Consider the following 20,316-nt stretch of genomic DNA (forward strand, 5'->3'; position numbering starts at 1 on the left):
CTGCTGATTCTGTTGAACGGGGCGCACGCCGCGCCTTTCAGCAAGACCACCGAGCGCAGCAAGCAGAAAGCGGCGGCCGAGGTCGAGCGCGCCGGCTTGCAGCAAAAGCTCAGCGCGCTCAAAAAAGACATCGGCAAGACCGAAAGCGCCAAGGACGACGCGGCCGACACGCTGGCCGAGTCCGAACAGGCGATCTCGGACGCCAACCGCTCGCTGCGCGACCTGGCGCAGGAGCAGGGCGACACCAACACCAAGCTGCAACAACTGGCCGTCGAGCACGACAAGCTGGCGGCCACGGTCGCCCAGCAAAAGCAGCAGCTGGCCAAGTTGCTGCGCGACCAGTACGTCGCCGGCAATGAAGACCGCATCAAGTTGCTGCTGTCCGGCGACAACCCCAACCGCATCAATCGCGACCTGCAAATGATGTCCTACGTGTCGCAGGCCCAGGCCCGCCTGCTGGACTCGCTGCGCGCCAACCTGAAGGCGGTCGAGGTCAACCAGGCCGAGGCGCAGAACGCCAAGGACGAGCTGCAGGAAATCGCCGCCGAGGAAATGGAACAGAAGGCCAAGCTGGAGCAGGAAAAGACCCGCCGCGCCAACTTGCTGGCCTCGCTGTCGAAAAAGCTGGTGGCCCAGCGCAAGGAGGCCGGCAACGTCGAGCGCGACGAACAGCGGCTGACCGGCCTGGTCGACAAGCTGGGCAAGCTGATCCAGGAGCAGGCGATCGCCGCCGCCGCCGAGAAAAAACGCCAGGAACAACTGGCCGCCGCCCGCGCCAAGGAAGCTGAAGCCAAAGCCAAGGCGGAAGCCGAAGCGCGCGCACTGGCCAAGGCCAAGGCCGCCGTTGAAGCCGAGCGCCAGCGCCTGGCCAAGGCCAATGCCGGCAAATCGGGCACCATCAAGCCGGCGCCGACGCCGTCCAAACCCGACACCATCGACGCCGACCAGCCGAAAGTGGCGCAGCAAACGCCGCCGCCGAAACCGCCGGAACCGCTCAAACCGGCGCCGCGCGAGGAAGAACCGGCCAAGCCGGCAGCCAAGGCGGCCGATATCGCTTTGGCCCCGGCGGTGCCATCCGGCGCGCCCTTCGTCAGTCTGAAAGGCCAGTTGCGCCCGCCCGTCAGCGGCAAGATCGCCGCCAAGTTCGGCACCAAGCGCGGCGACGGCCCAAGCTGGAAGGGCGTGTTCATCCGCACCGGCGAAGGCGCCGAGATCCGCTCCGTCGCCAGCGGCAAGGTCATCTTCTCGGACTGGCTGCGCGGCTTCGGCAACATGATCATCGTCGACCACGGCGGCCAGTACTGGAGCATCTACGGCAATTGCGAGTCGCTGCTAAAACGGGTCGGCGACGTCGTCAAGCCTGGCGACTCGATCGCCAGCGCAGGTAACAGCGGCGGCAACGAGGAATCGGGGCTATACTTTGAGCTTCGCCATCAGGGCACAGCATTCGATCCGGCTGGCTGGGTCAAGTTTTAAGGTTTGCGGAAAAAATGGGCAACAAAGTCAAGAGCATCGGCCTGATCGGCCTGGGTATGGTGGCTGGTGTCGCCGTCTCCTTGCAGTTTTCCGCCATCGCGCAAAAAGTCACCGGTTCGCCGCTGCCGCTCGAAGAGCTGCGCCAGTTGTCCGACGTATTCGGCCTGATTAAAACCGACTACGTCGAAAACGTCGACGACAAGAAGCTGCTTACCGAAGCCATCTCCGGCATGGTGGCCTCGCTCGATCCGCATTCGGTCTACCTCGATAAAAAAGCCTTCCGCGAAATGCGCGAGACCGTGGCCGGCAAATTCGTCGGCATCGGCGTCGAAGTCGGCATGGAAGACGGCTACATCAAAGTCGTCTCGCCGATCGAGGATTCGCCCGCCTTCAAGGCCGGCGTCAAGACCGGCGACCTGATCACCCGCATCGACGGCACGCCGATCAAGGGCATGTCGCTGGACGAAAGCGTCAAGAAGATGCGCGGCGAGCCGCATTCCAAGGTCACCGTCACCATCAGCCGCAAGGACGAGGACAAGCCCATCGTCCTGACCATCTCGCGCGAGGAGATCCGCGTGCAGAGCGTCAAGGCCAAGATGATCGAGCCGGGTTACGCCTGGCTGCGCATCTCGCAGTTCCAGGAGCCGACCGTCGAGGACATGGCCAGGAAGATCACCGCGCTGTACGCGCAAGACCCGCACATCAAGGGCCTGGTGCTGGACCTGCGCAACGATCCGGGCGGCGTGGTGCCGGGCGCGATCGGCGTGTCGGCCGCCTTCCTGCCCAAGGATGCGGTGATCGTCTCGACCAACGGCCAGCTGCTCGATTCCAAGCAAACCTTCTACGGCCGCAGCGAGTTCTATTCCGCGCGCCCCAAGAACGATCCGCTGGCCAAGCTGCCGGCCGCGCTCAAGGATGTGCCGATGGTGGTGCTGGTTAATGCCGGTTCGGCGTCGGCCTCCGAGATCGTCGCCGGCGCGCTGCAGGACTACAAACGCGCCACCATCATGGGCACGCAAACGTTCGGCAAGGGCTCGGTGCAGACGCTGCGCCAGCTGACCGCCGACACCGCCGTCAAGCTGACCACGGCGCGCTACTACACGCCGCACAACCGTTCGATCCAGGCGCGCGGCATCGTGCCGGACCTGATGGTCGACGAAACCGCCGACGGCGACGGCTTGAACAGCCTGCGCGTACGCGAAGCCGACCTGCAAAAACACCTGAACAACGACAAGGACCCGGAAGGCGATGGCGCCGCGAAGAAAGCCCTGAGCGCGCAGCGCGACGAGCTGGAGGAGGGGCAGGGCGCGGTCGCGCTGGCGAAGAAAGCCAAGCCGGTGGAATTCGGCTCCAAGGACGACTTCCAGCTGGCGCAGGCGATCAACCACTTCAAGGGCTTGCCGGTCAAGCTGTCGAAAGTGGAAGCGGCGCCCGCCGCCGGCGGTGAAGTCGGCGAGATCAAGTCGGACAGCAAGTCCGAGGCCAAGCCAGCCGCCAAGCCGGCCGTCAAGTCCGAAACCAAGCCCAAGGCCAGCGAAAAAAAGCCGGCCTTGAAACAGCCAGGCACTTTACCCATTACCCAATAACGACGGGCGCGCTGCCGGTCTGAGACGATGAACGACTCGCAACTGCTGCGCTATTCGCGCCATATCCTGCTCGACGAAATCGGCATCGAAGGCCAGCAAAAGCTGCTGGCCGCGCATGCGCTGGTGATCGGCGCCGGCGGCCTCGGTTCGCCGGCCGCCATGTACCTGGCCTCGGCCGGCGTCGGCCACATCACGCTGGTCGACAACGACACCGTCGACCTCACCAACCTGCAACGCCAGATCGCCCACACCACGGAGCGGGTCGGCCAGTCCAAGGCCGAATCGGCGCGCATCACGCTGGCGCAGATCAATCCGGAAATCACCATCACCGCGCTGAACGAACGCGTCGACGACGCCCGCCTGACCGAGCTGGTGGCGCAGGCCGACGTGGTGCTCGACTGCACCGATAACTTCGCCACCCGCCACGCCGTCAACCGCGCCTGCGTCGCGCTGGACAAGCCGCTGGTGTCGGGCGCGGTGATACGCTTCGACGGCCAGGTCAGCGTGTTCGATCCGCGCGGTGGCGCGCAGCCCTGCTATTCCTGCCTGTTCCCGCAGGACCAGCAGTTTGAGGATGTAGCCTGTTCCACCATGGGCGTGTTCGCGCCGCTGGTGGGCGTGGTCGGCGCCATGCAGGCGGCGGAAGCGCTCAAGCTGGTGATGGGCGTGGGCGCCTCGCTGGCCGGGCGCCTGTTGATGTTGGACGGTCTGCACATGGAGTGGACCAGCATAGGTGTGGGGCGCAACGGCGATTGCCCGGTCTGCGCAAAAAAATAACACTAACCGAAGGAGACTTACCTTGTTGATGAAACGACTCGCTGTATTGCCGCTGGCGTTGGCCGCGGCCTTCGCCGCACAGGCAGCCACCAGCACCAAGTACCTGATCATCTCGGAAAGCGGCAAGCAAATCGGCGAACAAGCCGTCGAGCGCCAGGACGACGGCCTGACCAAAGTACGTTTCATCTTCAAGAACAACGGCCGCGGCCCGGAACTGGCGGAACAATTCCGCATGGGCGCCGACGGCGTGATGACCGAATACAGCGTCAAGGGCAACTCCACCTTCGGCGCGGTGGTCGACGAGCGCTTCGAGCGCAAGGGCGACCAGGCCGAGTGGAAGTCCACCTCGGAACAGGGCAAGAAGGCCGTCAGCGGCCCGGCCGGCTACCTGCCGCTGAACGGCTCCTTCGAAACCGTCTCGGCCTACATCACCGCGCTGGACGCCGCGCCCGGACATAAAATGGCCCTGCTGCCATCGGGTACGCTGTCGCAGACCGTGCTCGATACGCTGGAAGTCAACAGCGACAACGGCCAGAAACAAACCGTGCAGCTGCTGGCGCAAACCGGCGTCGGCCTGTCGCCGTCGTTTTACTGGGCCACCACTGGCGCCAAGCCACGTTTGTTCGGCGTGATCATCCCCGGCTTCGCCAACATGCTGGAAGAGGGCTGGCAGGGCGCCGCGCCAGCGCTGGCCGCGCGCCAGAAGCAGGCCGAGAGCAAGATGCTGGAAGACCTGGCCGCCAAGCTGCAACACCCGCTGACCGGCCTGACCCTGGTGCGCAACGCCCGCGTGTTCGACAGCGACAAAGCCACCGTCGGCGCGCCATCCGACATCTATGTGCTGCGCGGCCGCATCACCGCCGTGCTGCCGGCCGGCTCGCCGGTGCGCGGCGCCGACAACACCATCGACGCCGGCGGCCGCATCGTGCTGCCCGGCCTGTTCGACATGCACGGCCACGTCGACCGCTGGTCCGGCGCGCTCAATATGTCCACCGGCGTGACCAGCGTGCGCGACATGGGCAACGACAACAAGCAGCTGCAGGCGATGCTGGACGAAACCGCCGCCGGCAAGTTGCTGGCGCCGCAGGTGGTGCCGGCCGGCTTCCTGGAAGGCGAGAGCCCGTTCAGCGCCATGAACGGCTTCACCATCAAGGACCTGCCGGGCGCGAAGGACGCGATCGACTGGTACGCGGAGCACGGCTACCCGCAGCTGAAGATCTACAACTCCTTCCCGAAAGCCATCCTGAAGGACACCGTGGCCTACGCCCACAGCCGCGGCATGCGCGTCTCCGGCCACATCCCGGCCGGCCTGCGCGCGCAGGAAGCGCTGGACGCCGGCTACGACGAGATCCAGCACATCAACCAGGTGCTGCTGAACTTCCTGGTCAAGCCGGACACCGAAACCCGCAACCTGAACCGCTTCCTGCTGCCGGCCGAGAAAGTCGCCGGCATGGATTTCAACAGCAAGCCGTTCAAGGACTTCGTCGCCGGCCTGGTGAAGAAGCAGATTTCGATCGACCCGACCCTGTCGGCGTTCGCCTTCATCCAGCAGAAGGATGGCGACGTCAATGAACCGTACCGCGCCTTCGCCGCCAACATGCCGCCGGACGTGGCGCGCGGCTTCGCGGTCGGCGCCATGAAGATCGAGGGCGACGCCGCCCTCAAGCGCTACCAGCAGTCCTACGCCAAGATGGTGGAATTCGTCGGCATCATGTACAAGGCCGGCGTGCCCATCGTCGCCGGCACCGACGACATTCCCGGCTTCACGCTGCATTCGGAGCTGGCGCTGCTGGTCAAGGCCGGCCTGACGCCGGCCCAGGCCTTGCAGGTGGCCACCCGCAACGGCGCCCGCTACACCCGCACCAGCAACGACCGTGGCAGCATCGCCGCCGGCAAGCTGGCCGACCTGGTGCTGGTGGACGGCGATCCGACCAAGGATATCGCCGACATCCGCAAGGTGGCGGCGGTGATCACGCGCGGCTATGTCATCTATCCGCAGGAGATCGACGCTGCGCTGGGCGTCGCGCCGTTCGTCAAGGAGGCACCGCAGCTTGCGAAAAGCGCCGCCGTGGCCGATGCCACCGGCGGCGGCAACGACGGCGCGCGCCGCCGCATCGACGCCACCGCTCACAAGCATGACTAGGTAAATTACGGTAAATCCGCCCGCCGTCGTTCCCGCGTAAGCGGGAACCCATAGGTAGCAGCCGCGGCCGCTCAGCATGGATTCCCGCCTTCGCGGGAATGACGGCACGGGTTGTCGTTAAGCCCCAATTAAGCCTGCCGGCGCAAAACTCGTTTTAGGGTGCCGCTGGCGCCGATTCAGCCTTATACTCTGCAATCATTTTAATTTGTCATCGAATATGAAAAAACTCTCCATGCCACGTCGTGCCGCCTCGCGCGGTTTTACGCTGATCGAAATCATGGTGGTGGTGGTCATCATGGGCGTGCTGGCGGCGCTGGTCGTGCCCAAGCTGCTGAGCCGCACCGGCGAGTCCAAAGTGGCCGCCGCCAAGGTCGATATCGCCACCGTCATGCAGGCGCTCAAGCTGTACAAGCTGGACAACCAGCGCTATCCGAGCACCGAGCAAGGCCTGCAGGCGCTGCTGACCAAGCCGACCGCCGGCCCGGCCGCCAACGGCTGGAAAGCCGGCGGCTACCTGGAAAAAATGCCGAAAGACCCGTGGGGCAACCCATACCAGTTCCTGTCGCCGGGCATCAAGGGCGAGGTCGACGTGTTCTCCTACGGCGCCGACGGCGCGCCGGGCGGCACCGGCGACGATGCCGACATCGGCTCCTGGGATAACTGATCGCAGGGGGATCACGGCTTATGCGCGCCGCCCGCCAGCGTGGTTTCACGCTGATCGAACTGCTGGTGGTGATGGTCATCCTGGGCGTCACGCTGGGACTGGTGTCGCTCAATGCGCTGCCGGGCCAGAAGCAATCGCTGCGTGAAGACGCGCAGCGCGTGGCGCTGCTGCTGCAACTGGCGCGCGACGAGGCCATCGTGCGCAACCGCCAGATCGCCTTTGAGGCGGGATCGGACGGCTACCGCTTCCTGATCCGCAACGACAAGCAATGGACCGTGGCGGTGCAGGACGACCTGCTGCGCGAGCGCGAATTCAAGCACGCCCCGATTACGCTGATGCTCGACCCGCCGCCCAGCGTCGCCGACGCCAGCCTGCGCATCGTCTTCGGCCGCGAGCCGGTCGACAAACCCTTCGTGCTGACCCTCAGCGCCGGCGATGCCAGCATCGCCGTCCGCGCCGACGGCATCGGCCATTTCACGGTGGACTAGATGCGCCTTCCTCGACAACGCGGCTTTACCCTGCTGGAAGTGCTGGTGGCGCTGGTGATCGTCGGCACCGCGCTGGGCGCCTCGCTGCGCGCGGTCGGCAGCCTGACCGCCAACAGCGACGGCCTGCGCAGCGCCATGATGGCCACCTGGTCGGCCGAGAACCGGCTGGTGCAGCTGCGCCTGACGCGCCAGTTCCCGGCGGTCGGCAAACAGACCTTTGAATGCCCGCAGGGCGACATGAAGCTGATGTGCCAGGAGGAAGTGATCGCCAGCCCGAATCCGCGCTTCCGCCGGGTCGAGGTCAGCGTCTACGACCAGGCCGCGCCGGACCGGCGCATCATCAAGCTGGTCCAACTGGTATTGAACCAATGACGCCGCCACTGCGCCGCGCGCGCGGCTTCACGCTGATCGAACTGCTGGTGGCGATTTCGATCCTCGCCATCGTCGCGGTGCTGGGCTGGCGCGGGCTGGACGGCATCATCCGCTCGCGCAGCGCGCTGACCGCGCAGATGGAGCAGACGCGCGGCCTGCAACTGACCTTCGCCCAGCTGCAAAGCGATTGCGCCAACCTGGCGCCGCAGTCGCTGATCGGCACGCGCCCCGTCCTGAGCGCGCAAGACGGCCGCATCACGCTGGTGCGGCTGGCGCTGGCCGAGAACGAGGCCACGCGGGTGGAAGTGGTGTCCTATCGTGTACGCGACGGCATGCTGACGCGGCGCGAATCGGCCGGCACGCGCGACCTGGCGCAGCTGGACGCATTGTGGCAGGCGGCCAACAGCGACATCGACCCGGCCACCAGCGTGGCGCTGAAATCGGGCGTGCAGCGCATGGCGATGCGCTTCTGGGCCACGCAGGGCTGGGTGCAGGCGGCGGGAGCGATGCCGACGCCGGCCGCCGGCGCGCCGAGCGGCCTGGAAGTGTCGATGGTGCTGGACGACCAGGAAGTGCCGTTGACCAAATCCTTCCTGCTGGGGGCGCTGTGAAGCTGCGGCGCCAGCGCGGCGTGGCCGTCATCACGGCGTTGTTGTTGACGACGCTGGCGGTGACCATCGTCGCCAGCCTGTTCTGGCAGCAGCAGGTGCAGGTGCGTTCGATGGAGAACCAGCGCTTGCAACTGCAAACGCGCTGGATCGTGCGCGGCGCGCTGGACCTGAGCCGGCTGGTGCTGTACCAGGATTTCCTGGATTCGCAATTGGTCACGCAGGCGGGCGGCATCTGGGCCACGCCGCTGGAAGAGACGCGGCTGGACGACTACATCGAACGTGAGCGCGCCGAGGCGGAAAATTTCAACGCCACCCTGTCCGGCAAGATGATCGACGCGCAGTCGCGTTACAATCTTGCTAATTTGGCCCAGAACCGTCAGCCTCAGGGCGATCAGATGGATGTGTTCGCGCGCCTGCTGACCAATCTGAAGCTTGATCCGTCGCTGGCGAAGGCGGTGGCCACCCAGGTGGCAAGCGCGCAGACGGCGGCGCCGCAGTTGGGACAGCAAGGACAGGGACAAGGATCGTCGAGCCAGCAATCGACACAGGCCACTGGCCCACAGCCGATTGACTTGCTGCGGGTGGAGGATTTACTGGCGGTGAGCGGTTTTACGCCGCAGACAATAGAGCGTCTGCGCGACTTCGTCGTCATCCTGCCGGTGCGGAATACTGAGTTGAACGTCAACACCGTGTCTGCCGAACTGTTGTCGGCGATGTACGAGCAGTTGTCGCTGTCGGAGGCTGCGGCCATGGTGAATGCGCGGCAACGCAGCTATTATCGCGACAAGCAGACTTTCGATGCAGTGTCGCAGGTGGCAGGCAAGAAACCCAAGGTGCCGTACGACGTCAAGAGCAGCTACTTCCTGGCCTACAGCCGGGTGAGGCTGGACCGGGCGGCGCTGGATACGCAGGCGCTGATGGTGCGGGCGCCGAACGGCATCACGACAGTGGCATGGATACGGGAAAACTAGAACAGCTATGAACGACAGCGTGAACGAAAGCGAGACCCTTTGACTACACTACTTATCCGCTATCCGGCCAAGGCCAGCGTCGACAGCGGCGCGGCCCAGACCTGCCCGTTCGCGCTGGTGGGCGACGGCGGCAATCTGTTGCAACAGGGCGCTTCGCCGCTGGGCAACCTGTCGGACCTGGTGGCGTCGGCGCGCCGCGTGGTGCTGCTGCTGGCCGCCACCGACGTCACGCTGCTGCGCGTGGTGGCGCCCCCCCTGTCCGCCGCGCGCCTGAAGGCCGCGCTGCCGGCGCTGGTGGAAGAACAGGTGCTGGGCGATCCGGCCGACTGCGTGCTGGCGGCCGGCGCCGCCGACGCCGAGGGCGGCCGCACGGTGGCCGTGGTCCAGCGCAGCTGGATCGAAGTACTGGTCAAGGCGCTGATGGCGCAGGGCGCGCACAACGTCTCGGTGTTGCCGGCGCAACTGTGCCTGCCGTTCCAGCCGGGCTCCGTCTCGGCCGCGCTGAGCACCGGCGACGCCGGTTTCGAACTGATACTGCGCCAGTCGCAGACCATGGGCATGGGCCTGACCTTGCCGGCGCAGCCGCAAGCCGCGCTGCAAACCTTGCGCGCGATGGCGGGCGACGAGCCGGTCACGCTGTACCTGTCGGCGGCGCAGATGGCGCAGTTCGCGCCGCTGGTGGCCAGCGACGACGCCGGCCACGGTGTTGGCCATGGTCTTGGTCACGGCGTCACGCTGCTGGAAGACCACTGGGCGCACTGGGTGGCCGCCTCCCGCTCGGCGGGGCTGGACCTGGCGCCGGCGCTGGGCGCCAGCGGCACGTCGGCGCGCCAGTGGCAGCGCTGGCGCTGGCCGCTGCGCATCGCCGCGCTGGCGCTGCTGGTCAACGTGGTGGGCCTGAACGTCGAATGGCTGCGCCTCAAGCGCGAGGCCGAAGCCGTCAGCCTGTCTATGCTGCAAACCTTCAAGGCCGCCTATCCGAAAGAGCTGGTGATACTCGACCCGGCAGCGCAGATGCGCAAGAACATCGCGCTGGCCAAGGCCGACGGCGGCCAGCCGGCCGCCGATGAATTCACCGCGCTGAGCGCAGCCCTGGGCGAAGCGCTGGGCGCGTTGCCGCGCAAGGACATCATCGCCACGCTGGAATACCGCGAGCGCGCCCTGCAAATGAAGGTGAAACCCAACACCGTCGATACCGGCACGCTGGCGCAGCTGCGCTCCGCGCTGGCGGCGCGCAAGCTGGAGCTGTCGGAAGACCGTCCGGGCACCTGGCAAATACGTCCGCTGAGCGGCACGGGCGGAGGAAAATCATGAGCAAGCTGACACTGACGATACAAGAGTACCGCGGCCGCGCGTCGGCCTTCTGGAGCGAACGCACCGAGCAGGAACGCAAGTTCCTCGGCATCGGCGGCGCCGTGCTGGGACTGGCGCTGTTTTATTCGCTGCTGGTCGCGCCCGCGCTGGAGGGCGGCGCCAAGTTGCGCAAGGCGCTGCCCGAGCTGCGCCAGCAGGCCGCCGAGCTGCAGGCGCTGGCGCTGGAAGCGGCCGCGCTGCGCGGCCAGAACACCATCGCCCCGGCGCCGATGACGCGCGAGATGCTCAACACCGGACTCGCGGCGCGCGGCCTGGCCACGCAATCGGTGTCCGTCACCGGCGAATACGCCAAGGTCCAGATGAGCGGCGTGTCCTTCCCGGCCTTGATCGCCTGGCTGGACGCGATCCGCACCGAAAGCCGCATCGCCGTCTCGGAGGCGAACATCAGCGCGCAGGACACCGCCGGCATGGTCAACGCCACGCTGACGCTGCGCCAGAATGCGGGCGGGCGATGATGCAAAAAGGTTGTCCATGAAGCGCGCCGTGCTATGGTTGCTGACCATCGCGCTGAGCGTGGCGGCGACGCTGGCGGTGTTCTTCCCGGCCGCCTGGCTGGGCTCCCTGGTGGAGTCGCGCACGGGAGGCCGTTTGACGCTGGGGGACGCGCAGGGTACGCTGTGGCGCGGTTCGGCCTTTATCGGCGGCGCGGCCAGCGGCAACAGCCCGGTCACGCCGCTGCTGCCGGGCCGCTTCAGCTGGAAGATTTCGCCGCTGGCGCTGGTCGGCATGGTCGACCTGCAATTGGAAAACAGCGAGGCGCTGGCGCAGCCGCTGACCTTCAAGGGCAGCTGGTCGCACTGGCAGCTCAGTCCATCGGCGCTGCTGCTGCCGGCCGAAGGCCTGGCCGGCCTGGGCGCGCCGCTGAACACCGTGGCGCCCAGCGGCACCATGCGGCTGTCGTGGACCGCGCTGGAGCTGGCGCTGGCCGAGCGCCAGGTCTCGATCAACGGCCGCACCACGCTGGAGATGACGGACATGGCCTCGCGGCTGTCGTCGGTGCGCCCGCTGGGCAGCTACGCGCTGGCGCTGGACTGGCATGGGCAGTCGGCGGGATTGACGCTCAATTCCGTCAAGGGGCCGCTGTTGTTGAGCGGTTCCGGCAACCTGAATAACGGCCGCCTGCAGTTTTCCGGGCAGGCCGAGGCAGCAAAAGGATTTGAAGAGCAGTTGGCCAATCTGTTGAATCTGCTGGGCCAGCGCAAACCGAATAGTGACCGCAACATCATCGCTTTAGAGTTCCACTAAGTTCAGATAAAAGTTCAGACAATGAAAAAACAGTCCGTGAGCAAATCCAATCTTCCCGCGCTGCGCCGCCTGAGCGCGGGCGCGATGCTGTGCTGTGCGACCAGCGTCGCGCCGGTCGTGACGCCGTTGCTGGCGCTGCTGCCGCTGGCCGCGCACGCCGCGGCCGACGACGCCGCGCTGAACTTTGTCGGCGCCGACATCGAGTCGGTGATCAAGGCGGTCGGCCACTACACCAACATCACCTTCGTGATCGACCCGCGCGTCAAGGGCACGCTGACGGTGGTGTCGGAAAAGCCGGTCACCAAGTCGCAGGCCTTCGGTTTGCTCACTTCCGCGCTGCGCCTGCAAGGCTATGCGGTGGTCAGCGGCGACGGCTACGCCAAGGTGGTGCCGGAGGCGGACGCCAAGCTGCAGGCGGGTCCGACCCAGGTCGGCGCCGGCCAGGCCACGGCCAAGGGCGACCAGGTGGTCAGCCAGATCTTCCATCTGAATTACGAGTCGGCGGCCAACGTGGTGACGGTGCTGCGTCCGCTGATCTCGCCGAACAACACCATCAACGCCAACCCGGGTAACAACACCGTGGTGGTGACCGACTACGCCGACAACGTCAAGCGCCTGGCCAAGATCGTCGCCGCGCTGGACGCGCCGGCCGTCGCCGACCTCGATGTGATCCCGGTGCGCTACGCCATCGCCAGCGACCTGGCGGCCATGGTCAACAAACTGATGGACAGCGGCTCCGGCGCCGGCGACGCGGGCAAGGTCAGCGTGCTGGCCGATCCGCGCACCAATTCGCTGATCCTGCGCGCGCCGTCGGCGGCCCGCTCCAACCTGGCCAAGTCGCTGATCGCCAAGCTCGATCAGCCTACCCAGGAACTGGGCAACGTCCACGTGGTCTACCTGAAGAACGCCGAAGCGGCCAAGCTGGCGCAAACCTTGCGCTCGGTGGTGTCGGGCGACACCTCGGCGGCCAACGCCACCGGCGTCGGCGGCACCGGCCAGACCGGCCAGGGCCAGGGCCAAAACCAGGGCGGCCAAAGCAGCAACACCGGTGGCGGCATCGGCGGCAGCAGCACCGGCAACAGCGGCGGCCCGTCCAATCCACTGCTGACCGGCTCCGGCCAGCAGCAGCAGGGCGGCGGCGGCACGGCCGGCTACATCCAGGCCGATTCCACCACCAACACCCTGATCATCACCGCGCCGGAATCGGTGTACCGCAACCTGCGCGCCGTGATCGACCAGCTGGACGTGCGCCGCGCGCAGGTCTACATCGAATCGCTGATCGTCGAAGTCTCGTCCGACAAGGCCTCCGAATTCGGCGTGCAGTGGGTCGGCGCGACCGGCAACGAGAACAGCACCTACCGTGTCGGCGGACTGCAGTCGTATTCGACCGGCGGCAACAACATCGGCACGCTGGCCACTTCGCTGCTCAACAAGGGCACCAGCACCACGACCACCGCGCCGACGCTGCCGGGCGCCGGCCTGACCATCGGCGTGTTCAAGCAGGTCGCCGGCGGCCTTGGCCTGGGCGCGCTGGCGCGCTCGCTGGAATCGGACGGCAACGCCAACGTGCTGTCGACGCCTAACATGATCACGCTCGACAACGAGCTGGCCACCATCTCGGTCGGCCAGAACGTGCCGGTGCTGACCGGCCAGTTCACCACCACTTCCGGCACCAACAACAATCCGTTCCAGACCATCGACCGCAAGGAAGTGGGCCTGACGCTGAAAGTGCGTCCGCAGATTTCCGAAGGCGGCACGGTCAAGCTGGCGATTTATCACGAGACCTCCAGCGTCGACAAGACCACGCTGACGGCGGCCGCCGGCATCACCATCAACAAGCGCGTGATCGAGAACAACGTCATCGCCGACGACGGCCAGATCATCGTGCTGGGCGGCCTGATCGAAGACACCGAAGGCGATGGCGTGGACAAGGTGCGCGGCCTGGGCGATATTCCGGTGCTGGGCAATCTGTTCAAGTTCCAGACCCGCACCCGCAAGAAGACCAACCTGATGGTGTTCCTGCGCCCCGTGGTGATCCGCAACAAGGAGCAGAGCACCTCGTTGGCGACCGACCGCTACGACTACATGCGCGGCCAGCAGGAAGCGATCCAGCCGCCGGAGAGCATCCTGGTCAAGGACCTGGGCCAGCCTATGCTGCCTGCCCTGAAAGACGGCGCGCCGCTGGGCGGCACGTTGGTGCGTCCGCTGCCTTCCGCGCCGACACCGGTGCGCGAACCTGGCGCCGGCGAACCAAACAAGCAGAAGTAATATGAGCAATCTCCTACCCTACGCTTTCGCCCGCGATTTCGTGGTGCTGGCGCAGCAGAGCGACCAAGCCGAACATACGGTGGACGTGCTGGTCTGCGGCGCCACCGCGCCGGCGGCCATCGCCGAAGTGTCGCGCCGTTTCGGCCGCATCCAGCTGAAAAGCATGCCGCGCGCCGACCTGGAAATCGCCATCGCCGCGGCCTACGCCAGCTCGGGCGGCAACGCCTCGATGGTGGCCGAGGAATTCGACGCCGACCTCGACCTGACCAAGCTGCTGCAGGACGTGCCGGCCATCGAAGACCTGCTGGAATCGTCCGACGACGCGCCGGTGATCCGCATGATCAACGCGCTGCTGACGCAGGCGCTGCGCGACAGCGCGTCGGACATCCACATCGAGCCGTTCGAGCAGACCTCGGTGGTGCGCTTCCGCGTCGACGGTTCGCTGCGCGACGTGGTCCGTCCGCGCAAGGCCATCCACGGCTCGCTGATCTCGCGCATCAAGATCATGGCGCAGCTGGACATCGCCGAAAAACGCCTGCCGCAGGACGGCCGCATCACGCTGCGCATCGGCGGCAAGCCGGTCGACGTGCGCGTCTCGACGCTGCCGACCGGCCACGGCGAGCGCGCGGTGCTGCGTTTGCTGGACAAGGAGGCGGGCCGGCTGGACCTGAACCACCTGGGCATGAGCGAGACCATGCTGCCGGAGTTCGACGCGCTGATCAACCAGCCGCACGGCATCGTGCTGGTGACCGGGCCTACCGGCTCGGGCAAGACCACCACCTTGTACGCCGCGCTGTCGCTGCTGAACGCGGCCACCACCAACATCATGACGGTGGAAGACCCGATCGAGTACGACTTGAACGGCGTCGGCCAGACCCAGGTCAACCCGCGCATCGACATGACCTTCGCCAAGGCGCTGCGCGCCATCCTGCGCCAGGATCCGGACGTGATCATGATCGGCGAGATCCGCGACCTGGAAACGGCGCAGATCGCGGTGCAGGCTTCGCTGACCGGCCACCTGGTGCTGGCGACCCTGCACACCAACGACGCGGCCGCGGCCGTTACGCGACTGCTGGACATGGGCATCGAGCCGTTCCTGCTGTCGTCGTCGCTGCTGGGCGTGCTGGCGCAGCGGCTGGTGCGCAAACTGTGCGGCAGCTGCAAGACCTACGACGGCCAGCAGTGGCACGCGGTCGGCTGCGAGCATTGCGGCCATACCGGCTACCAGGGCCGGGTCGGCGTGTACGAATTCCTGCAGACGACGGAGCAGATCCGCGCGCAGATCCACAACCGCGCTTCCGAGGCAGAGGTCAAGGCGGCGGCGGTGGCGGGCGGCATGCAGACCATGCGCGAGGACGGCGAGCGTTGGCTGGCCGCCGGCGTGACCACGCAGGCCGAATTGCTGCGCGTGACCAAAGACTAGGCGACCGAAGATGCCCGCATTCCGTTATGAAGCCGTCGATGCCGGCGGCGCCACCAAGAAGGGCGTGCTCAATGCCGACAGCGCGCGTTCGGCCCGTTCCGAGCTGCGCACGCAAGGCCTGGTGCCGCTGAAGGTGGACGCCATCGCCGCGCAGGTCGACGCCGCCGGCGTGACCAAGAACCGCGGCTTCGGCGAGCGTTTGTCGGCCACCGAGCTGGCGCTGTTCACGCGCCAGCTGGCCAGCCTGCTGGAAGCGGGGCTGCCGCTGGAGCAGGCCTTCACCGCCTTGCTGGAGCAGGCCGAACGTCCCTACATGCGCGACCTGATCGCCTCGATCCGCTCCGAAGTGATCGGCGGCGCCTCGCTGTCCGATGTGCTGGGACGGCATCCGCGCGACTTCGCCGAGATCTACCGCGCGCTGGTCGCCTCCGGTGAGCAGATCGGCCAGCTGTCGCGCGTGCTGTCGCGCCTTGCCGACTACATCGAGCGCCGCAATGCGCTGATCCAGAAGGTGAAGCTGGCCTTCACCTATCCGGCCATCGTGACGGTGGTGGCGTTTTCCATCGTGATCTTCCTGCTGACCTACGTGGTGCCGCAGATCGTCTCGGTGTTCGCCAACACCAAGCAGAAGCTGCCCATCCTGACCGTCATCATGCTGGCGGTGTCGGACTTCGTGCGCAGCTACGGCATCGTGGTGGCGATCCTGCTGGTGGGCGCCTGGTTCATGTGGCGCCGGGCCTTGCAGAATCCCGCGCTGAAGCGGCGCTGGCACACCTGGCTGCTGACCGCGCCGCTGTACGGCAAGTTCGAACGCAGCCTGAACACGGCGCGCTTCGCCAGCACGCTGGCGATCACCACCGGTTCCGGCGTGCCCATCCTGCGCGCGCTGGAGACCAGCCGCGATACGCTGTCCAACGTCGCCATGCAGGAGCTGGTGGACGAGGCCAGCGACGCCGTGCGCGAGGGCGTGAGCCTGGCGCGTTCGCTGTCGGCGCAAAAGCATTTTCCGCCGATGCTGATCCACATGATACGCGCCGGCGAAATCACCGGCGAGCTGCCGGCCATGCTGGACCGCGCCGCCGCCGCGCAGGAAGCCGACCTGGAACGCCGCACGCTGACCATCGCCGGCCTGCTGGAACCGGCGCTGATCCTGGCGATGGGCGTGGTGGTGCTGCTGATCGTGCTGGCGGTCCTGATGCCTATCATCGAAATTAATCAGCTGGTACGCTGAGGAAGCAAAGAGAACCATGAAGCGTTTGCCATTATTCGTTACCGTCCTTGCCGTGGTGCTGTTGTCGGCGTCGCTGGCCTACTGGGGCCTGCAGTTGTTCAAGCCGCAGCAGCGCGCCATCGCCGCGCCGCCGCAGCAGGTCGCCGCGCCCTTGAACATCGAAGCCGCCAAGGGCCTGTTCGGCGGCCAGATCACCGTCGCCGCCGTCAGCAACTACCAGCTCAAGGGCGTGATCGCCGCGCGCAATGGTGGCAGCGACAGCGCCGCCATCATCGTGGTCGACGGCCAGCCGCCGCTGGCGCTGGGCGTGGGCCGCGAAGTGGTACCCGGCGTGACGGTCAAGGAAGTCCATCCGAAATACGTGATGCTGTCCGAAGGCGGCGCCCTCAAGCGCCTGGAGCTGGCCACCGATGCCGGCGCCGGTGCGGCCGGCGGCCAGCCGCCGCCGTCGCTGCTGCCCGGCCCGGGCCAGCAACCGTTGCCGCAGATCGCGCCGCCGACACCGCAAGCGCCGCCGCCGCAACAGCCGCCGCAGCCGCAGCCACCGCAGCGCTCCAGCGTTTCCGGCACCACTATCGGCCCCGTTCCCGGTTTCGACCGCACCCAATAGGCTATTCCCATGGTGATCTCCCGTGCCCTGGCCGCAGCTTTTTGCTGCGGCTTTTTCTTGGCGGCCGCCATAGTCGCGCCTGCCGCCGCGCAAACCGCGACCGGCGCCACCTCGGTCGCTCCCGACGCCTCCATCAAGCCGCGGCCGAAAGTCGCGCTGGTGCTGTCCGGCGGCGGCGCGCGCGGCTTCGCCCACATCGGCGTGCTGCGCGCCTTGCAGGAACTGCGGGTACCGGTGGACTTCGTGGTCGGCACCAGCATGGGCAGCGTGGTCGGCGGCGCCTACGCTGCCGGCAGCTCGGTCGAGCAGCTGGAGCAGCTGGTGCGCCGCACCGACTGGAACGCCGTGGTGGCCGACCGTCCGCCGCGCGACGAGTTGACATTCCGCCGCCGCGAGGAAGACTTGCTGCTGCCGTCGCGCATCGAGTTCGGCGCCAAGCTGGATGGGGTCTCGCTGCCGCCGGCCGCCGCCGGCAACGAGGCGCTGGAACTGGCGCTGACCCGCGTGCTGCCGCACGGCGCGCGCGACAAGCCGGTCAACCTGCTGCAACTGCCATTCCGCTCGGTCGCTTCCGACCTGGTGACGGGCGAGCTGGTGGAGCTGAACGACACGCCGCTGTTCCTGGCGATGCGCGCCTCGCTGGCGGTGCCGGGCGTGTTCGCGCCGGTGCGGGTCAACCAGCGGCTGCTGGTCGACGGTGGCCTGGTGCGCAACCTGCCGGTGGACGTGGCGCGCGACATGGGCGCCGACATCATCATCGCGGTCAACGTCGGCACGCCGCTGGCGCAGGAAAAGGAATTGATCAGCGCGGTCAGCGTGGCGCAGCAGATGCTGCAAATCCTGACCGAGCAGAATGTCCAGCGCTCGCTCAAGGAGCTGCGGCCCAACGACGTGCTGCTGGCGCCGGACCTGGGTGGCATCGGCTTCCTCGATTTCGCCCGCCACGACCGCGCCATGAAGGCCGGCGAGGCGGCGGTGCGGGCCATGAGCGCGCAGCTGGTCAAGCTGTCCCTGCCCGAGGCGCTGTACGCGTCGTATGAACTCAAGCGCCTGTCGGCGCCGGTGGGCATCGACCAGCCGGTGCGGCTGACCAAGCTGGAGGTGGCGCCGAGCGGGCGCATCAACCCGAAGGAGCTGGAAGTGCAGTCCGGCCTGCAGGTGGGGCAGATGGTCACCAGCGAGCAGGCGCAGGCGGCCGGCAACCAGCTGTTCGGGCGCGGCGACCTGGCGCGGGTGGAAACCGAAATCCACGACGACAAGGATGGCCGCAGCGTGCTGATCAAGCCGACCGAGGCCGACTGGGCGCGCAGCCGCCTGCGCGTGGGCCTGGAGCTGAGCAGCGATTTCTCGGAGAACAATGCGTTCGAGCTGAAGGTGATGCATGTGCTGTCGTCGCTGAACGACTGGGGCGCCGAGCTGCGCACCATCGGCCGGGTCGGCACCCAGCGCGCGCTGGGCGTGCAGTTCTGGCAGCCGCTGGGCGCGGGATCGCAATGGTATGTGGCGCCGGAGTTGCACTACAACTCGTCGGCCGTCGATATCTTCAGCCCGAGCGGATTCCGCCAGGCGCGCTATGCCTACAACAACCAGGGCGGCAGCTTGTCGCTGGGACGCCAGCTGGGCCATTGGGGCGATGTGCGCTACAGCGTGTCGCGCGAGAAGCAGGTGTATCACCAAAGCATACCGGAAGACCTGACCGAGGGCAGCGATATGCAGACCGTGCAGCAGCTGTCCTTCAATGTCGACAGCCTCGACACGGTGGCCTTTCCGACCCGCGGCACGCTGTTCTCGCTGGGCTGGCAGCGCCTGATGCACAGCGGCAGCGCCGGCGCCGTGCCGACCACCCAGGCGGTGCAGGGCTTGCAGGCCTTCCACGTGGACCGCTGGGCCGGCCATGTGTATGCGGAATGGTCGCGCAGCCAGGGTGGCGCTTCGTCGAACAACCTGGGCGGCTTCCTGCGCCTGTCCGGCTCGACGCCGCAATCCATCGTCGGCGACCGCACCTTGCTGGGGCGGGTGGTGATGGCGCGCAGCATAGGCGCGATGCCGGCCGCGCTGGGCGGCGACGTGCGGCTGGGCTTTTCGCTGGAGGCGGGCGGCGCGTATAGCCCGACCAGCCCGCTGCGCTGGGGCGCGCTGCACCAGGCCGCCAGCGGCTTCATCGCGGTCGATACGCGCTTCGGCCCGCTGTACCTGGGCGCCGGCACCACCAAGGGCGGCAACTCCAGCGCCTATTTGTTCCTCGGTCCTATCTGGTAGCCAGTTGTTGTTGACGGCGCGCGCCGCAGCGCGGTGAAGGCGGCGAATTCCCACGAGCGGAAGCCGACCAGCAGGGTGAAGCCGTCGCGCTCCTGCGGCGCCAGCTTGCGGTCGCCCTGGTGCAGCCGCGCCAGGTCGCCGGCCAGCTGCTGGATGCGGCCCACCAGTTCCTCGGCGCTGGGCAGCGACAGCCGCGCGGGCAAACACAGCAGCGTCTCGCCGGCGCCGTCGAAGCTGCCGCCGAAATAATCGGCCACCGCGTGCTCGCGGAAAAATTGCTGCACCGGCCCGTCCGGCAGCCAGCGGAAGGCGTTCGACACCCGCAGGCGGTAGCGGTTCAGCGGCTTCAGTTCAATCACGCCCAGCCGGTCCAGCTCGGCCAGCAGCAGGATGCATTCGGGTTCGGTCAGGTTGTAGGTTTCCAGCACCTGCTCCAGGGTCCAGTGGCCCAGGCAGCAGATCGCCATCAGCAGCAGGTGCGGCTGCGCCAGCAGCGATTTCTCCTGCGTCAGGGTCAGCGCGTCGGCCTGCGGCGTGGCGTCGGCCGCGCCGCGCAGCACGTCCTCCATCGCCACGCCCGCCGCCTTGCAGATTTGCGCCAGCCGCGACAGCGACATGTCCTGCTGGCCGAACATGCGCTTGACGCTGGACTCGCTCATGGCGATCCGTTCGGCCAGCATTTTGTAGGTGACGCCGGCGGCCCGCATCTGGGTCCGCAAGACTTGCAGCAGCAATTCCGGTGAGCTCATACCCTGCCTTGGTAAAAAAACAAAAGGTATCGTAACACGGTACTCGCCGGCGTGAAAAGCAGGGCTTGG

General features: G+C 67.0%; 18 protein-coding genes. 17 read left to right on the forward strand and 1 reads right to left on the reverse strand.

Going from position 1 to position 20,316, the window contains the following annotated elements; all coding sequences use genetic code 11:
• Positions 1-6 precede the first annotated feature (6 nt).
• The 17 genes from V6M89_RS12285 to V6M89_RS12365 all read left to right on the forward strand — a co-directional run bounded on the left by V6M89_RS12285 (position 7) and on the right by V6M89_RS12365 (position 19,498).
• Positions 7-1,476 carry a murein hydrolase activator EnvC family protein gene (locus V6M89_RS12285; protein ID WP_332853511.1) on the forward strand — a complete coding sequence of 490 codons (1,470 nt, stop codon included), beginning with the start codon at positions 7-9 and terminating at the stop codon, positions 1,474-1,476.
• Between the two features lie 14 nt (positions 1,477-1,490).
• On the forward strand, positions 1,491-3,062 hold the full coding sequence (locus V6M89_RS12290; protein WP_332853435.1) for a S41 family peptidase: 1,572 nt from the start codon (positions 1,491-1,493) through the stop codon (positions 3,060-3,062).
• A gap of 27 nt (positions 3,063-3,089) precedes the next feature.
• Entirely contained in the window at positions 3,090-3,839 is a 750-nt protein-coding gene (locus V6M89_RS12295) for a HesA/MoeB/ThiF family protein (RefSeq protein ID WP_332853436.1), read from the forward strand.
• A gap of 28 nt (positions 3,840-3,867) precedes the next feature.
• Positions 3,868-5,982: an amidohydrolase family protein gene (locus tag V6M89_RS12300; RefSeq protein ID WP_332853437.1), complete on the forward strand. Its 2,115-nt coding sequence runs from the start codon at positions 3,868-3,870 to the stop codon at positions 5,980-5,982.
• A 217-nt stretch (positions 5,983-6,199) separates the two neighbouring features.
• A complete protein-coding gene (gspG, locus tag V6M89_RS12305; RefSeq protein ID WP_332853438.1) occupies positions 6,200-6,646 on the forward strand; it encodes a type II secretion system major pseudopilin GspG in 447 nt (148 codons plus the stop codon).
• 20 nt (positions 6,647-6,666) lie between these two features.
• The gene (locus tag V6M89_RS12310) at positions 6,667-7,134 is read left to right on the forward strand and encodes a GspH/FimT family pseudopilin (protein ID WP_332853439.1); all 468 of its coding nucleotides are present in this window, start codon (positions 6,667-6,669) and stop codon (positions 7,132-7,134) included.
• The gene (gspI, locus tag V6M89_RS12315) at positions 7,135-7,506 is read left to right on the forward strand and encodes a type II secretion system minor pseudopilin GspI (RefSeq protein ID WP_332853440.1); all 372 of its coding nucleotides are present in this window, start codon (positions 7,135-7,137) and stop codon (positions 7,504-7,506) included.
• Entirely contained in the window at positions 7,503-8,117 is a 615-nt protein-coding gene (locus V6M89_RS12320; protein WP_332853441.1) for a PulJ/GspJ family protein, read from the forward strand. Before gspI ends, V6M89_RS12320 begins: the two co-directional genes overlap by 4 nt.
• Positions 8,114-9,088, forward strand: coding sequence for a type II secretion system minor pseudopilin GspK (gene gspK / locus V6M89_RS12325; protein ID WP_332853442.1), 975 nt, complete (start codon positions 8,114-8,116; stop codon positions 9,086-9,088). Before V6M89_RS12320 ends, gspK begins: the two co-directional genes overlap by 4 nt.
• A 39-nt stretch (positions 9,089-9,127) precedes the next feature.
• Positions 9,128-10,402: a type II secretion system protein GspL gene (gspL, locus tag V6M89_RS12330; protein WP_332853443.1), complete on the forward strand. Its 1,275-nt coding sequence runs from the start codon at positions 9,128-9,130 to the stop codon at positions 10,400-10,402.
• Positions 10,399-10,917 carry a type II secretion system protein GspM gene (gene gspM / locus V6M89_RS12335; RefSeq protein ID WP_332853444.1) on the forward strand — a complete coding sequence of 173 codons (519 nt, stop codon included), beginning with the start codon at positions 10,399-10,401 and terminating at the stop codon, positions 10,915-10,917. Before gspL ends, gspM begins: the two co-directional genes overlap by 4 nt.
• A 16-nt stretch (positions 10,918-10,933) precedes the next feature.
• Positions 10,934-11,707: a type II secretion system protein N gene (locus V6M89_RS12340; protein WP_332853445.1), complete on the forward strand. Its 774-nt coding sequence runs from the start codon at positions 10,934-10,936 to the stop codon at positions 11,705-11,707.
• A gap of 21 nt (positions 11,708-11,728) precedes the next feature.
• Entirely contained in the window at positions 11,729-13,975 is a 2,247-nt protein-coding gene (gene gspD, locus V6M89_RS12345; RefSeq protein ID WP_332853446.1) for a type II secretion system secretin GspD, read from the forward strand.
• Between the two features lies 1 nt (position 13,976).
• Positions 13,977-15,398 (forward strand): type II secretion system ATPase GspE, encoded by a 1,422-nt coding sequence (gene gspE / locus V6M89_RS12350; RefSeq protein ID WP_332853447.1) that lies wholly within the window; start codon positions 13,977-13,979, stop codon positions 15,396-15,398.
• A gap of 10 nt (positions 15,399-15,408) precedes the next feature.
• Entirely contained in the window at positions 15,409-16,629 is a 1,221-nt protein-coding gene (gspF, locus tag V6M89_RS12355) for a type II secretion system inner membrane protein GspF (RefSeq protein WP_332853448.1), read from the forward strand.
• 16 nt (positions 16,630-16,645) lie between these two features.
• Positions 16,646-17,239, forward strand: coding sequence for a type II secretion system protein N (locus V6M89_RS12360; protein ID WP_332853449.1), 594 nt, complete (start codon positions 16,646-16,648; stop codon positions 17,237-17,239).
• Positions 17,240-17,248: 9 nt separating this feature from the next.
• Positions 17,249-19,498, forward strand: coding sequence for a patatin-like phospholipase family protein (locus tag V6M89_RS12365; protein WP_332853450.1), 2,250 nt, complete (start codon positions 17,249-17,251; stop codon positions 19,496-19,498).
• Here V6M89_RS12365 and V6M89_RS12370 read toward each other — a convergent pair.
• Entirely contained in the window at positions 19,471-20,247 is a 777-nt protein-coding gene (locus V6M89_RS12370) for a helix-turn-helix domain-containing protein (RefSeq protein ID WP_332853451.1), read from the reverse strand. The genes V6M89_RS12365 and V6M89_RS12370 overlap by 28 nt on opposite strands.
• Positions 20,248-20,316 lie beyond the last annotated feature (69 nt).

Origin of the sequence: Duganella sp. S19_KUP01_CR8 (genome assembly GCF_036688705.1) — a bacterium.
Classification (GTDB): domain Bacteria; phylum Pseudomonadota; class Gammaproteobacteria; order Burkholderiales; family Burkholderiaceae_D; genus Rugamonas.